11 protein-coding genes are annotated in these 14,337 nt (G+C 69.4%); 7 read left to right on the top strand and 4 right to left on the bottom strand.

Annotated elements, in window-relative coordinates; all coding sequences use genetic code 11:
• Positions 1–22: 22 nt before the first annotated feature.
• The 7 genes from VGC56_RS04775 (at position 23) to VGC56_RS04745 (ending at position 11,784) form a co-directional block, all read left to right on the top strand.
• The gene (locus tag VGC56_RS04775; RefSeq protein WP_464123574.1) at positions 23–2,746 is read left to right on the top strand and encodes an ATP-dependent DNA helicase; all 2,724 of its coding nucleotides are present in this window, start codon (positions 23–25) and stop codon (positions 2,744–2,746) included.
• Entirely contained in the window at positions 2,743–3,267 is a 525-nt protein-coding gene (locus tag VGC56_RS04770) for a SixA phosphatase family protein (protein ID WP_464123573.1), read from the top strand. Before VGC56_RS04775 ends, VGC56_RS04770 begins: the two co-directional genes overlap by 4 nt.
• Positions 3,268–3,534: 267 nt before the next feature.
• Entirely contained in the window at positions 3,535–4,212 is a 678-nt protein-coding gene (locus VGC56_RS04765; protein WP_464123572.1) for a cell wall hydrolase, read from the top strand.
• A 157-nt stretch (positions 4,213–4,369) separates the two neighbouring features.
• Positions 4,370–4,915, top strand: coding sequence for a LytR/AlgR family response regulator transcription factor (locus VGC56_RS04760; RefSeq protein ID WP_464123571.1), 546 nt, complete (start codon positions 4,370–4,372; stop codon positions 4,913–4,915).
• A gap of 88 nt (positions 4,916–5,003) precedes the next feature.
• Positions 5,004–6,923 carry a potassium transporter Kup gene (locus tag VGC56_RS04755; protein WP_464123570.1) on the top strand — a complete coding sequence of 640 codons (1,920 nt, stop codon included), beginning with the start codon at positions 5,004–5,006 and terminating at the stop codon, positions 6,921–6,923.
• Positions 6,924–7,054: 131 nt separating this feature from the next.
• Positions 7,055–11,137, top strand: a complete 4,083-nt coding sequence (locus VGC56_RS04750; RefSeq protein ID WP_464123569.1) for a Pls/PosA family non-ribosomal peptide synthetase — start codon at positions 7,055–7,057, stop codon at positions 11,135–11,137.
• A 59-nt stretch (positions 11,138–11,196) separates the two neighbouring features.
• A complete protein-coding gene (locus tag VGC56_RS04745) occupies positions 11,197–11,784 on the top strand; it encodes a 4'-phosphopantetheinyl transferase superfamily protein (protein ID WP_464123568.1) in 588 nt (195 codons plus the stop codon).
• Here the strand turns inward: VGC56_RS04745 and VGC56_RS04740 are convergent.
• The 4 genes from VGC56_RS04740 to plsX all read right to left on the bottom strand — a co-directional run.
• Positions 11,781–12,161, bottom strand: coding sequence for a MerR family transcriptional regulator (locus tag VGC56_RS04740; protein ID WP_464123567.1), 381 nt, complete (start codon positions 12,159–12,161; stop codon positions 11,781–11,783). The genes VGC56_RS04745 and VGC56_RS04740 overlap by 4 nt on opposite strands.
• An 11-nt stretch (positions 12,162–12,172) precedes the next feature.
• On the bottom strand, positions 12,173–12,496 hold the full coding sequence (locus tag VGC56_RS04735) for an integration host factor subunit alpha (RefSeq protein WP_464123566.1): 324 nt from the start codon (positions 12,494–12,496) through the stop codon (positions 12,173–12,175).
• 81 nt (positions 12,497–12,577) lie between these two features.
• Positions 12,578–13,540, bottom strand: a complete 963-nt coding sequence (locus tag VGC56_RS04730) for a beta-ketoacyl-ACP synthase III (protein ID WP_464123565.1) — start codon at positions 13,538–13,540, stop codon at positions 12,578–12,580.
• The coding region (plsX, locus tag VGC56_RS04725) for a phosphate acyltransferase PlsX (protein WP_464123564.1) at positions 13,537–14,337 on the bottom strand (801 nt) is incomplete at its 5' end. The genes plsX and VGC56_RS04730, both read right to left, overlap by 4 nt.

The following is a 14,337-nucleotide window of genomic DNA, read 5'->3' as shown; positions in this document are numbered from 1 at the left end:
CTACGCCTCTATAGCGATCCCGATGCCTTCCCCGCTCCCCTACCCCGCGCTGCACGCAACCCATGGCGGCATCTGGCTCGCCACCTCCGACGGCACCCGCGGGCTCGGCCGGGGCGAGGCGATCGCGCGGGCGGCGGAGACGCCGGCGATCATGCTCAACGCGCCGCTCGTGGGGCAGCGGCTCGGCTATCCGGAGCTGTCAGGCCTCGACCTCCTCGAACTCTACGCCTTCGTCCACCCCGCCCGCTTCGCCGTGCCGACGCCGAAGGGGATGGCGCACGCGCTGAGCATCGAGGCGCCAGAGACCGACGCCGAGGCGCCCGCCTTCCTGCTTCGCGCCGCGGAGGTCCTGCTGGCGACACTGGAGGGGGAGTGGCCGGAGCGGGAGGGCGCCTGGACCTCGGCGCAGTCGCTCGCTCGCCTCCGCTGGACCTGGTCGCCCGTCGTCGCCGAACGGCTGAAGCGGCCGGAGCGGGACGAGCGCTGGCTCTTCTCCCGCCTGCCCGAATGGGAGGAAAATGGCGGCCGCCCCGCTCCCGCCACCGTGCGTGTCGGAGCCCAAGACACCGCGCAACGGCTGGAGCGGCTGGTCGGCCAGGGCGCCGAAGTGCGGCAGGGCCAGCGCGATTATGCCGCCGCCGCCGCGCAGGTCTTCGCCCCGCGCACCGCACAGGGCCAGCCCAACATGCTCCTCGCCGAGGCGGGGACCGGTATCGGCAAGACATTGGGCTATCTCGCTCCCGCCTCGCTGTGGGCGGAGCAGGCCGACGGCGCCGTCTGGGTCTCGACCTTCACCAAGGCACTGCAGCGCCAGCTCGACCGGGAGAGCGCGCGGCTGTTCCCCGACGCGGCGGTGCGGCGCAAGAAGGTCGTCGTCCGCAAGGGCCGCGAGAATTATCTCTGCCTGCTGAACCTCGAGGACGCGCTGCAGGGCGGCTTTGCCGGCCGCGCCGCGATCCTCGCGCAGCTGGTGGCGCGCTGGGCGGGCTATTCGAAGGACGGCGACATGGTCGGCGGCGACCTGCCCGGCTGGCTCACCAGCCTGTTCCGCCGCGCCGGCGCCACCGCGCTCACCGATCGGCGCGGCGAGTGCGTCTATGCGGGCTGCCCGCATTACCGCAAATGCTTCATCGAGCGGGCGGCGCGGGCGAGCCAGGATGCCGACATCGTCATCGCCAACCACGCCCTCGTCATGGTCAACGCCGCCCGCGGCCGCGACGGCGGCAACGGCCCGGAGCGAATCGTCTTCGACGAGGGCCACCACCTGTTCGACGCCGCCGATTCCACCTTCGCCGCCGCTTTGACGGGGCAGGAGGCGATCGAGATGCGCCGGTGGATCGTCAGGCCTGAGGGGAAGAGCCGGGGCCGGCGGCGGGGCCTCGCGGCGCGGCTGATGGACGTCGCCTCCTATGACGAAGCGGGCGCCGCCGCCCTCGAGCAGGCGGTGGACGCGGCGCAGCTGCTGCCGAGCGACTCCTGGCTCGGACGGATTGCCGAAGGAATGCCGTTCGGCCCGGTCGAGAAGCTCCTCGCCGCCGTTCGCGCCACCGTCTACGCCCGCGCCACCGCGCAGGATGCCGGCTACGGTCTTGAGACGGAGATGGCCGAATTGGACGGGCCGATCGTCGAGGCGGCCGCCCCCGCGGTCGAGGCGCTGGAGCGGCTCGTCCGCCCGCTCACCGCGCTCGGCAACCGGCTGCAGGCGGTGCTGGAGGATGGGCCCGACTGGCTCGACGGCCCGGCGCGCGCTCGCATCGAGGGGGCGATCGGCGGCCTCACCTGGCGCACCCAGACACTCGCCGCCTGGATCGGCCTCGCCGCCCGCATCGGCGGTCCCGCCGATCCGGATTATGTCGACTGGATGGCGGTGGAGCGGGTCGACGGGCGTGAGTATGACATCGGCCTCCACCGCCACTGGCTCGACCCAACGCGCCCCCTCGCCGAGGCGGTGCTGAAACCGGCGCACAGCGTCGTCGTCACCTCGGCGACGCTGCGCGGCTCCGAGGGTTGGCACGCGGCGGAGGCCCGGACTGGGGCGTGCCATCTGCCCGCCTCGGCCGCGCGGTTCGAGGCGGAGAGCCCGTTCGATTACGCGGCGCAGAGCGAGGTGCTGGTCGTCACCGACGTCAAGCGCGGCGACATTCCGCAGCTCGCCGGCGCCTATGCCAAGCTCATTGAGGCGGCGGAGGGCGGCACGCTCGGCCTGTTCACCGCGATCCAGCGACTGAAGGCGGTCCACGCCCGCATCGCCGACCGCCTGGCCCGTGCCGGGCTGCCGCTCTACGCCCAGCATGTCGATCCGATCGACACCGGCACCCTCGTCGATATCTTCCGCGACGATCCCCGCGCCTCCCTCCTCGGCACCGACGCGCTGCGTGACGGCGTCGACGTGCCCGGCGAATCGCTCCGCCTCGTCGTCATGGAAGGCGTGCCCTGGCCCCGCCCCACCGTGCTTCACGCTGCACGGCGGGCGGCGGGGGGCGGCACCGCCTATGACGACCGGGTGGTGCGCGCGCGCCTCGCCCAGGCATTCGGGCGGCTGATCCGGCGGCAGGGGGACCGCGGGCTGTTCGTCCTCCTCTCCTCGGCGACGCCGTCGCGGCTGCTCACCGCCTTTCCGCCGGGCGTCACCGTGCGCCGCCTGCCGCTCGACCAGGCGATCGCGCGGGTGCGGGAGCGGCTTTCAACCGCGCCGGCTTTCGGGCATCAGTCCGACGAGGCGAGGAAGGCCGAAGAGGCGCGATGAAGGTCCTGACGTTGCTGCGCCACGCCAAATCGGGCTGGGACGATCCCGTCCTGCGCGATTTCGACCGGCCCCTGAACCCGCGCGGCCGCCGCGCCGCCCGCACCGTCACCCGCGAGATCCGCAGGCTCGGCCTCGGCTTCGACCGTGTGCTTGCCTCGCCGGCGCGGCGGGTGATCGAGACGCTGGAGGAGGTCGGCCAGTCGGTGCCGCTCGCGCCGGATTATGACCAGCGGCTCTACCTCGCTTCCTCCGAGGCCCTGCTCGAGCTGGCGCGCGGAACCAAGGACGGTGTCGATCGGCTCCTCCTGGTCGCACACAATCCCGGACTCGAAGAGTTGGCGCTCCGCCTGTCGGGGGCGGGGGAGCTGCGAGACGAGCTGGCGCTCAAATACCCCACCGCCACCCTCGCCGAGTTGGAGTTCGATGTGGCGTCGTGGCGTCAGGTGCGCGACGGCGGTGCCATTCTGACCCGCTTCATCCGACCCCGCGACCTCGATCCGGCGCTGGGGCCGGAGGACTGAGGCGCGCCGCGGAATCGATTCGCCTCCGATTCGTCCACAGCTTGGTTCCGAATCGCGCAAGTTCCATCGGCTGATCCCGCCCGACCAACAGCCCATCGTCGTTAACGATTGGTTTCGTTGACGTGTGGGCCCGGCATGCGCAGGTTCGACTCATTCGAGGGGGTGCAGCCGCAGAGCGGGGACGCGAAACGCGGCGCACCAGTCGGGGAGTTGCCAAGGGCCGATTACGGCGCCCGGGTGCAGCCGACCGCAAAGATCTGGGATTGCATGTTCGGAACTATCCGGGCCCGCTTCATTGCGGCCGCCACGCTCGCCTTGTCGTTCCTGCTCGCCGCGCCGGCCGCGGCTGCGGAAGCGGGGCCCCGTCTCCCGGACATGGCGAACCTCGCCCCGGCGGTGACGATGCCGGCCCCAGCCCAGCCCAGCCTCGCCGACCTCGTCCGCACCGCCCCCGCCTCCGCGACCACCCCCGTCACCGCCACCCCGGCCGTCGCTCCGGCCCGGCAGCCGCCGCTCACGCTGGCGGGCCGCTCGCTCCACGACCTCGTCATCGCCTTCGTCAATTACGGCAACCAGGACGAGCAGGAGCTCTGCCTCGCCAAGGCGATCTATTTCGAAGCACGCGGCGAGACGCTCGAGGGCCAGCTCGCCGTCGCCGAAGTGGTGCTGAACCGGGCCCGTTCCGGCCGCTTCGCGTCGAGCGTGTGCGGCGTTGTGACGCAGCCGGCGCAATTCTCTTTCATCCGCGCCGGCAGGTTCCCCACGGTCAACGAGTCCAGCGATTGCTGGAAGAAGGCGCTCGCCATCGCCGAGGTCGCCTCGAAGCACATCGCGACCAGCCTGGCGCCGAACGTCCTGTGGTACCACGCCACCTACGTCGCCCCCGCCTGGGGCCGCCAGAAGACGCGCGCCGCCCAGATCGGCACGCACATCTTCTACAGCTGAGCGGCGCTAACCTCCCGATTTACGGGCCTTTCCGGGCGGTCTCAGCTCGGCTCGCCGCAGCCGGAGAATCCTTCGGCGCATTTCCGTCCGGCGCCCATCGCTTCCGCCCCACTTCCGTTCCAGCATCGCCCAAAGCGGCTTGGGAGGGCGGCGCGACGTGCTCAACATCCTGATCATCGAGGACGAGCCGCTGCTGGCGCGGACGCTCGCGCATCTCATCGAGCTGAACCCGCGCTATCGCGTCACCGGCACGGCCGAGGATCTGACCAGCGCGCTGGAGGCGGTGGAGGCGCAGCGGCCCGATCTCGCCCTCGTCGACCTTCGCCTCGCCAATTCCACCAGCGGCTTCAGCGTCGCCGCGAAGCTGCAGGAGCTCGGCATCCTGTGCCTCTTCACCACCGGCAACGCCCCCGGCTTCCCGGTGCCGGACCTCGCCATCGGCTGCCTGTCCAAGCCGTTTCAGGAAGCGGACCTCGTCCGCGCCCTCGCCGAGGCGGAGGACATCCTGCGCGGCCGCCAGAAGCTGGTGCTGCGCCGCCGCCTGCCCGAGCAGCTGCAGATCTACTCGGACGCGCTGCCGCCGCAAGACGAGCAGCCCGCGGGCTGGGTCCGCCACCTCACGCGCCGCACCTCGCCCTTCTCACGGCTTTGGAAGCTGGTCCGCCGCGCGGATCACTATCGCAGCGCCGCGCCGCGCGCGTGACATTCCTGCACTCGTTCTGACCCAGAATTAACTTGAAGCAGGTTCGGCGCGGGCGCATGCCGCCGCGCTCTTCGGGGGTCCTGCGTCCATGACTGCCACCATCGCGCCCGTATTGGAGGGCGTCGCCGGCGATTTCCGCCCGGCCCGGGGCGAGGCGCGCCGCACCGCATGGCTCTCGCTTGGCGCCCTCGGCATCGTCTTCGGCGACATCGGCACCAGCCCGCTCTACGCGCTCAAGGAGACGTTCGTCGGCCACCACCATATGGCGGTCGATCCCACCCGCGTGTTCGGCGTCTGCAGCATCATCTTCTGGACGATGATCCTGGTCGTGACGCTCAAATACGTCGCCATCATGATGCGCGCGGACAATAAGGGGGAGGGGGGCAGCCTCTCGCTCCTCGCCCTCATCTCGCGCCATTCGGGGCCCGGGAAATGGACGGCGGGGCTGACGATGCTCGGCGTATTCGCCACCGCCTTGTTCTTCGGCGACGCGATGATCACGCCGGCGGTCTCGGTCCTGTCGGCGGTCGAGGGGCTGGAAATCCTCGACCCGGCGTTTGAGCGCTTCGTCATCCCCGGCTCAATCGCCATCCTCATCCTGCTCTTCGCCATCCAGAAGCGCGGGACGGAGAAGGTCGGCGCCGTGTTCGGGCCGATCATGCTGGTCTATTTCGCCGTGCTGGCGGTGCTCGGGCTGCGCTCGATCCTCGCCACCCCGGAGATTTTCGCGGCGCTGCTGCCGATCTGGGGCATCCGCTTCATCGCCACCGACCCGGTGCTCGCCTTTTTCGCCTTGGGCTCGATCGTCCTGGCCGTGACCGGCGCCGAGACGCTCTACGCGGACATGAGCCATTTCGGCCGCCGCCCGATCCGCCTCGCCTGGCTGCTCGTCGCCTTCCCGACCCTCATGGTCAATTATCTCGGTCAGGCCGCCCTGCTGCTCCGCCAGCCGGGCGCGGTCGAGAACCCCTTCTACCTCCTCGCCCCCGACAGCTGGCGCTTTCCGCTCGTCATCCTCGCCACGATCGCCACGGTGATCGCCAGCCAGGCGGTGATCACCGGCGCCTATTCGGTCATTCGCCAGGCGGTGCAGCTCGGCCTCTTCCCGCGCCTCAAGGTGCTCCACACCAGCGCGCGCGCCGAGGGGCAGATCTACATCCCGATGGTGAACTGGGCCCTGCTCGTCACCGTCGCCCTCCTCGTCCTCACCTTCCGCACCTCGTCCAACCTCGCCTCGGCCTACGGCATCGCCGTCACCGGCACGATGTTCATCACCACCGTCATGCTCGCCGTGGTGCTGCGCCGGCTGTGGAAGTGGCCGCTGCTTCCCGCGGCGGCCCTGGTGCTGCTGTTCGGCATCGTCGACGGCGTCTACTTCCTCTCGAACCTCACCAAGTTCGCGGACGGCGGCTGGTTTCCTTTGCTCGTCGCGGCGATCGCCTTCACCCTGCTCACCACCTGGGCGCGAGGACGGACGCTGGTCCATCGCCGCCTCGGCCATGCCAACATGCCGATGCCGATCTTCGTCAAATCGGTCGAGCACGGCATCCACCGCGTCCGCGGCACGGCAGTGTACCTCACGGCGTCCAAGGAAGGCGTGCCCCCGTCGCTGCTCCACAATCTCAAGCACAACCAGGTGCTGCATGAGAGCATCCTGCTGCTCACCGTCTCGGTGCTCGACGTGCCGCATGTGCGGGAGGAGGACCGGGTCGACGTCGAGGAAATGGGCTGCGGGATGAAGCGGGTGATCCTGCGCTACGGGTTCAGCGAAGATCCGGACATCCCAGCCGCGCTCGCCGCCGCCAAGCCGATTCTCGGCCCGCTGCCGCCGATGACGACCAGCTATTTCATCTCCCGCCAGACGGTCATCGCCGCCAAGAAGCCCGGCATGGCCAAATGGCGGGAGCGGATCTTCGCCTGGATGGTCCGCAACAGCGCCACGGCGATGGAATTCTTCAAGCTGCCGCCGAACCGGGTCGTCGAGCTCGGCAGCCAGGTCGAAATCTGAGCGCGCCGCACGTGACGGCTGCGCAGCTTCGGCGAATAGGCTAACGCCTTGCGCGCGGAGCCAAAGGGAGACCGGAGGCGTTCCTTTTTGAAACCTGGCCTTTTGAGACCTGGGAAGACGACCGGCAGCGCATGAACGAAGAGCAGAGCCTCACCCCGAGCCCCGCCGACGCCGACGGGGCGGCCGTGACGCTCACCGAGGCCAGCCGCGTCCCCGCTGCCGACGGCAGCACGCTCGAGCCGTCGATCGCGCCGATCCCGGCACTCCGCCCCGAGGAGCCCTATGCGCGCGACGAACTGCTTCACGAGCTGTTCGACGAGAAGGCGCGGCAATTTTCCGACCGCTGCGCGCTCCGCCTCGTGGGGTTCGGTGCGGAGTACGACCGCCGCACCAGCCTTACCTATTCCGAACTGCGCGAGCGGAGCCTGCGCCTCGCTCACCAGCTCAGGACCATGGGGATCGGGCGGGGCGACCGCGTCCTCATCTGCCTGCCGCGCGGACTCGACCAATATATGGCGATCCTCGGCATCCTCTGGTCCGGCGCCGCCTACGTCCCCGTCGACTGGGGTTATCCCCGGGACCGCATCGAGTTCATCGCCGAGGACAGCGGCGCCAAGCTCATCCTCACCTTCCACGAACGCGCCGGCGAGATGGCGATCGAGACCCTGGTGCTCGACGACGTGCTCGGCGACGTCGCCGCTGAAAGCGCCGCGCCTCTGACGCGCGAGGAGACCGGCGCGACGCCCGACGACATCGCCTACATCATCTACACGTCCGGCACGACGGGCCGGCCGAAGGGCGTGATGATCCGCCATTCGAACGCCTGTCACCTCGTCCGCTCCGAAAGCGCGGTCATCGCCCTAGGGCCGACCGACATCTGCTACGGCGGCTTCAGCCTCGCTTTCGACATGTCGGTCGAGACGATGTGGACCGCCTGGTTCGTCGGCGCAGTCGTGCTCGTCGCGTCCGATTCGCTGACCAAGGCGGGCCCGGACATCGCGCCCTCCCTCGAGGAGGAGGGGGTGACCGTCTGGCACGTCGTTCCCTCGCTCCTCACGCTCGTCGAGCACGACATGCCGACGCTGCGGATCCTCAACCTCGGCGGGGAGGCCTGTCCGCCCGGCCTCGTCGCACGCTGGGCGCGGCCGGGGCTCACTATCTACAACACCTACGGGCCCACCGAGACCACGGTTACCGCCACCTGGACCGAGGTGCAGCCCGGCCGCCGCATTACCATCGGCCGCCCGATTCCGGGTTACACCGCGTGGATCGTCGACGAGAAGCTCCGGCCCGTCCCGGCCGGTGCCGAAGGGGAGCTGGTGCTCGGCGGCCCCGGCGTCGGCGCGGGCTACGTCAACCGGCCGGAGCTCACCGCCGAGAAGTTCGTGATGACGCCGTTCAACGGCCCGTCGGGCGCGCCGGAGCCGATCTACCGCTCGGGCGACCTCGTCCGGCTCGATGCCGCCGGTGAGATCGACTTCATCGGCCGCATCGACACGCAGGTGAAGATTCGCGGCTTCCGCGTCGAGCTCGCCGAAATCGAGGCGGTGATCGCCGAGGATGCGGCGGTCGCGCAGGCGGTGGTGGAATTGTTCAAGGACGAGGACGGCTCCGAATTCCTTGCCGCGTTTTTCGTTGCCGCCAAGGGCACGGCCATCGACATGGACCGGATCCGCAAGAACGTGGCGGAGCGGCTGCCCAATTACATGCGCCCGGCGGCCTATGAGCAGCTCGACCGGATGCCGACGCTCCCCGCCTCCGGCAAGGTCGACCGCAAGGCGCTGACGCGGCCGGCGGCGCACGAGGCCGCGGAGCGCGAGATCGTGCCGCCCGCCACCGAGATGGAGGCGATGCTCCACGCCGTCTGGGCCGAAGGCTTCGCGCCGCAGCCTGTCTCGGTGCTCGACGATCTCTTCGAGGATCTCGGCGGCCACAGCCTCAAGGCCGCGCGCCTGGTCTCGGCGGCGCGCAAGGTGCCGGGGCTCGAGGGGCTGTCGATCGACGACGTCTATTCCGCGCCGACCATCCGCGGCCTCGCCGCCCGCCTCGGCGATGCGGGCCCCACCGAGCGGCTGGACGAGACCAGCTTCTACCGTACCGCCGGCTGGAAGAGGTGGCTGTGCGGGGCGGCGCAGACGGTGGCCCTGGTTCCGATCTTCAGCGTCGCCGGCCTGCAATGGTTCTTCCCCTATCTCGCTTATTCCTGGCTCGCGGGGCGCATGGAGCGGCTCGACGCTCTGCTGCTGAGCGGCCTCTCCTTCATCCTCATCCCGCCGCTCGCCATGTTCGTGTCGATCGCCGTCAAATGGCTGGTGATCGGCCGCTTCCGCGCCGGCGATTATCCACTGTGGGGCTCCTATTATTTCCGCTGGTGGTTCGTCCGCCGCTTCTCCGACGTGATCGCGACGCCCTACATTTCCGGCACGCCGATGATCCGCACCTATTACCGCCTGCTCGGCGCGAAGGTGGGGGACAAGGCGCATATCGGCAGCGGCGGCATCGACGCGCCGGACCTCGTCTCGATCGGCGAGGACGCGATCGTAAGCGATTATTCGATCCTCGCCACCACCTCGGTCGAGCGCGGACTGCTCCGGCTCGGCCGCGCCGATATCGGCGACCGCGCCTTCCTGGGCTCGATGGCGGTAATGGGCCGCAATTCGCGGATCGAGGCCGACGGCGTGCTGGAGGATCTCTCCGCCCTCTCCGCCGGCATGACCATTCCCGCCGGCGAGCGCTGGGGCGGGTCGCCCGCCAAGCCGCGCGGCAAGGCGCCGGAGCGCGAGCCGCCGCCGCGCGTCACCCGCGCCAAGCGCTTTCTGATCAGCCTCGGCCTCACCATCGCGGCCCTGTTGCTGCCGCTGTTCGCGATCCTGCCGATTGCGCCCGGCATCATCGCGATCATCGAGATTGACTGGTCGACCGCGGGCTATCGCTATTTGCTGCTCGAGCCGCTGCTGGCCGCGACCTACGTCCTGCTGATGTGCGTGATCACGGTGGCGGCGAAGCGCCTGCTGCTCGGCAAGGTCCGGCCCGGCCGCTACCCGAAGGCGAGCTGGTTCTACATACGCTACTGGTTCCTGCAGCAGATCAACGACCTGGCGCTGCGCTTCGTCCACCCGATCTACGCGACCCTGTTCGTTGCCCCCTGGTATCGCGCGCTCGGCGTGAAGGTCGGGCGGCGGGCGGAGATCTCGACCGCCGCGGCGATCGTGCCGGACCTCGTCGAGATCGGCCCGGAAAGCTTCATCGCCGATGCCGTGGTGTTCGGTGCCGCCCGGGTCGAGCCGGGCTACATCAACCTCGAGCGCACCAGCATCGGCCGCCGCACCTTCATCGGCAATTCGGCTTTGCTTCCGGCCGGCACCCATGTCGGCGACGAGGTGCTGATCGGCGTGCTCTCCAAGCCGCCGGAGGAGGAGAAGGCGGCGATGAAATCGGGCACGACCTGGTTCGGCTCGCCCGCAATCTGCCTCCCGGCCCGCCAGAGCGTCGGCCTGTTCGACGAGGGCGCCCGGTTCAATCCCTCGAAGCGGCTGTGGACGACGCGGCTGGTCATCGAGAGCATCCGCGCTATCCTGTCGCTGACCATCTTCCTCTCCTTCTTCAGCCTTATGCTGTCGGTGGTCGGCGACCTCTCGGACCTGCCGCACGGCGCCTGGCTGATCCTCGCCGCCTTCCCCTTCCTCTATGTCGGCTTCGCGATCGCCTGCGGCCTGTCGCTGGCGGCGATCAAATGGCTGGTGGTCGGGCGCTACAAGCCGACGACGGCGCCGCTGTGGAGCACCTTCGTCTGGCGGAGCGAACTGGTGACGGCGACGTATGAGAACCTCGCCGTGCCCAACCTCCTCGAGCCCCTACGGGGCACCTTCTGGCTCCCCGCTTACCTGCGCCTGCTCGGCTGCCGGATCGGCAAGCGCTGCTACATCGACACCACCGACATCACCGAATACGATCTCGTCGAGATCGGCGACGACGTCGCGCTCAACGATTATGCCGGCCTCCAGACCCACCTGTTCGAGGACCGGGTGATGAAGGTGAGCGGCGTCGTCGTCCGCGACCGCGCGACCATCGGCTCGCTCGCCATCGTTCTCTACGACGCCGAGATCGGTGAGGATGCCCAACTCGGCGACCTTTCCGTCGTGATGAAGGGCGAATCGCTGCCGTCCGGCACCTCCTGGGAAGGCTCTCCCGCCCGCATCGCGAGGAACGGCTGACGGACCCGCTCTGGCACGATGGCCCCCTCGAAGCGCTGCCGGCGCTTCTGTCGGGGCCGGTGGTCTGGAGCGTCCGGCTCGACAGCGATGCCGCGGCTGCGGCGCTCGCTTTGTCCCGCCACACGGACCGGGACCTCGCGGACTTCGCCGCCGCTCCCGACGCCGGCAATCGCCTCCTCCGACGCCGGCTGACACGCGCGTTGCTCGGGCACGTGAGCGGCTTCGGGCCGTCAGAGATCCTCTTCGGCCGAACGTCCGAGGGCGCTCTCTCGGTACTGTCGCCGAAGGCCTGGCACCTCAGCGTCGCGGGCCGCGCCCCACTGTGCCTCATCGGCATCTCGCCTGCGGCCATCGGTGTCGATGTCGAGCCGTTCGACGAGTCCCCGCCTCTGTGGGACATGCTCACCGCAGCCGAGGGCGTTGAGATCGAGCAGCTCCCGCCGGCAGAGCGGCCCCACGAATGGCTCCGCCGCTGGGCCGCGAAGGAGGCGCATGCCAAGCGCTTCGGCTGCGCCCGCCGGGCGGATCCGGCTGTGATCGAGACACAGCCGGTCGGTGCGGACCGGTTGAAGGTAAGCTCGGAGAAAGGGATTTCGGACTGCCGGCTGCGCAGCGTCGGCGGGAGGATCGAGGCGGTCGCCCTCTAGAGCGCGCTCTCCTCCAGCGCCGCGACCAGGGTGGCGCGAATCGCACGGAGGCGCTCGAAGGGGACAGAGCCGCTCTCGTTCGCCGCTTCGGGAGGCGCGGGCGGTGCGGCCACGCTGTCCGCGTCGCCGCCGCCATCGAGCAATTGCTGGACGCCGCGGATCGTGTAGCCGTCCTGGTTGAGCAGGCGGTGGATGCGCCGGACCAGCTGGACGTCGGCGGGCCGGTAATAACGGCGGTTTCCGGCGCGCTGCAGCGGCTTGAGCTGCGGGAAACGAGTCTCCCAATAACGCAGGATGTGCTGGGGCACGCCGAGCTCGCCCGCGAGCTCGCCGATGGTGCGGAAGGCCTGGTCGCTCTTTGCGGTCGCGTTCGCCATCGGATGCGCCCTCAGGCGCCCTTGGCGATCCGCTCGCGGGTCATCTGGCTGGCGCGGAAGGTGAGGACCCGCCGCGGCGCGATCGGCACCTCGACGCCCGTCTTCGGATTGCGCCCGACCCGCTCGCCCTTGTCGCGCAGGATGAAGCTGCCGAAGCCCGAAATCTTGACGTTCTCCCCGTCCGACAGCGCCGCGCACATATGGTGGAGGATGCGCTCGACGATGCCCGCGGATTCGGCGCGCGAGAGGCCCATCTCGCGATGGACGACATCGGCCAGATCGGCGCGTGTCAGAGTTCCGGCGTCGATCCGCCTCATCGTTCCAGCGTCAGCCATAGTGACTCCCTCCCCCCGAGGCGAAATAGGACCATAATCGTATCTACTTGGATGTGCAAACCGCCTTTGTGCGTAGTCGTCTCAGTAACGGACCAACGCCGCGCCCCAAGTGAATCCGCCCCCCATCGCCTCGAGCACGAGGAGGTCGCCTTTCTTGATCCGCCCGTCTTTCACGGCCGTGTCGAGCGCCAGGGGCACGGACGCGGCGGACGTGTTGGCATGCTGGTCGACGGTGACGACGACGCGCGCCGGATCGAGCCCCAGCTTCTTCGCGGTGGCGTCGAGGATGCGCTTGTTCGCCTGGTGCGGCACCACCCAGTCGACGTCGCCGCTGACATGGCCGCCCGCCACCAGCACTTCCTCGAGCACCGCGGCGAGGTTCACCACAGCGTGGCGGAATACCTCCTTGCCCTTCATGCGCAGCTTGCCGATCGTGCCGGTCGTCGAGACGCCGCCGTCGACATAGAGGAGATCGTTGTGCCGCCCGTCGGCGTGGAGCTTGGTCGCGAGCACGCCGCGGTCCTCGGTTTCCTGCGCCTGGAGCAGGATCGCGCCGGCGCCGTCGCCGAAGAGGACGCAGGTCGCCCGGTCCTCCCAGTCGAGGATGCGGCTGAAGGTCTCCGAACCGATGACGAGCGCATAGTCGGCCATGCCGCCCTTGATCATATTGTCCGCCACCGAGAGGGCGTAGAGGAACCCCGTGCAGACCGCCGAGACGTCGAAGGCGATGCAGTCGTTGATGCCGAGCGCGGTCTGGACGCGCGTGGCCGAGGCCGGGAAAGTCTGATCCGGGGTCGCGGTGGCGAGGACGATGAGCCCGACCTTCTCCGCGGAGACGCCCGCAGCGTCGAGCGCCTTCTTTGCGGCTTCGGTGGCGAGGGTCGCGGTGGTCTCGCCGTCGGCAGCGATGTGGCGTGCTTCGATGCCGGTGCGCTCGACGATCCACTCGTGGGTGGTCTCGACCCGCTCGGCGAGTTCGGCGTTGGTGACGCGGCGCGGAGGGAGCGCCGAGCCGGTGCCGATGATGACCGCGCGCCGGCTCATTGCGCCGCCGCCTCGATGCGGGACGCGGCGACGCGGTCGAGATCCTCGGAAATCTTCCGCGTGAGGTCTTCGCGCACCATCCGCGCTGCCACCCTGATGGCATTCGCCACGCCCTTGTCGGTGGCGCTGCCGTGGCTCTTCACCACCAGACCGTTCAGACCGAGAAAGACTGCGCCATTATGGTTGTTGGGGTCGAGATGGTGGCGGAGCAATTCCGTCGCCGGGCGCGAGATGAGGAAGCCGATCTTGGAGCGGATCGAACTGGTGAAGGCGCGGCGGAGGAGATCTGTGACGAAGCGGGCGGTGCCCTCCAGCGATTTCAGCGCGATGTTGCCCGAAAAGCCGTCGGTCACCACCACATCGACATCGCCGCGCGACAATTTGTCGCCCTCGATAAACCCTTCGAAGCGCATGCCGAGCGTCTCCGCGCCCCGCAGGACGGCGGCAGCGCCCTTCAGTTCGTCCGTGCCCTTCATTTGCTCCGTGCCGATGTTGAGGAGCTGCACGCGCGGCTTGGCGAGATCGAGGACGACGCGGGCATAGGCCGCGCCCATCACTGCGAACTGGACGAGGTTCTGCGCGTCGCATTCGGTGTTGGCGCCGAGATCGAGCATGACCACGTCATTCTCGCCGAGCGTCGGCAGCAAGGCGGCGAGCGCGGGGCGGTCGATGCCACGCATCGTGCGGAGCGCGAGCTTCGACATCGCCATCAGCGCGCCGGTATTGCCGCCGGAGACCATCGCGTCGGCCTCGCGGGCCTTCACCGCGGCGATCGCCTGCCCCATCGACGTGGTCTT

It is taken from the genome of Allosphingosinicella sp., assembly GCF_036403745.1.
In the GTDB taxonomy this organism is placed as follows: domain Bacteria; phylum Pseudomonadota; class Alphaproteobacteria; order Sphingomonadales; family Sphingomonadaceae; genus Allosphingosinicella.
Note: the sequence above shows the minus strand (reverse complement) of the source record. Positions and strands in the feature narration are given on the sequence as shown.

Bases quoted from the DNA above. Each gene is read 5' to 3' on its own strand.
- VGC56_RS04775 (WP_464123574.1), top strand. From the start codon at position 23: ATGCCTTCCCCGCTCCCCTACCCCGCGCTGCACGCAACCCATGGCGGC.
- VGC56_RS04770 (WP_464123573.1), top strand. From the start codon at position 2,743: ATGAAGGTCCTGACGTTGCTGCGCCACGCCAAATCGGGCTGGGACGAT.
- VGC56_RS04765 (WP_464123572.1), top strand. From the start codon at position 3,535: ATGTTCGGAACTATCCGGGCCCGCTTCATTGCGGCCGCCACGCTCGCC.
- VGC56_RS04755 (WP_464123570.1), top strand. From the start codon at position 5,004: ATGACTGCCACCATCGCGCCCGTATTGGAGGGCGTCGCCGGCGATTTC.
- VGC56_RS04750 (WP_464123569.1), top strand. From the start codon at position 7,055: ATGAACGAAGAGCAGAGCCTCACCCCGAGCCCCGCCGACGCCGACGGG.
- VGC56_RS04740 (WP_464123567.1), bottom strand. From the start codon at position 12,161: ATGGCGAACGCGACCGCAAAGAGCGACCAGGCCTTCCGCACCATCGGC.
- VGC56_RS04735 (WP_464123566.1), bottom strand. From the start codon at position 12,496: ATGGCTGACGCTGGAACGATGAGGCGGATCGACGCCGGAACTCTGACA.
- VGC56_RS04730 (WP_464123565.1), bottom strand. From the start codon at position 13,540: ATGAGCCGGCGCGCGGTCATCATCGGCACCGGCTCGGCGCTCCCTCCG.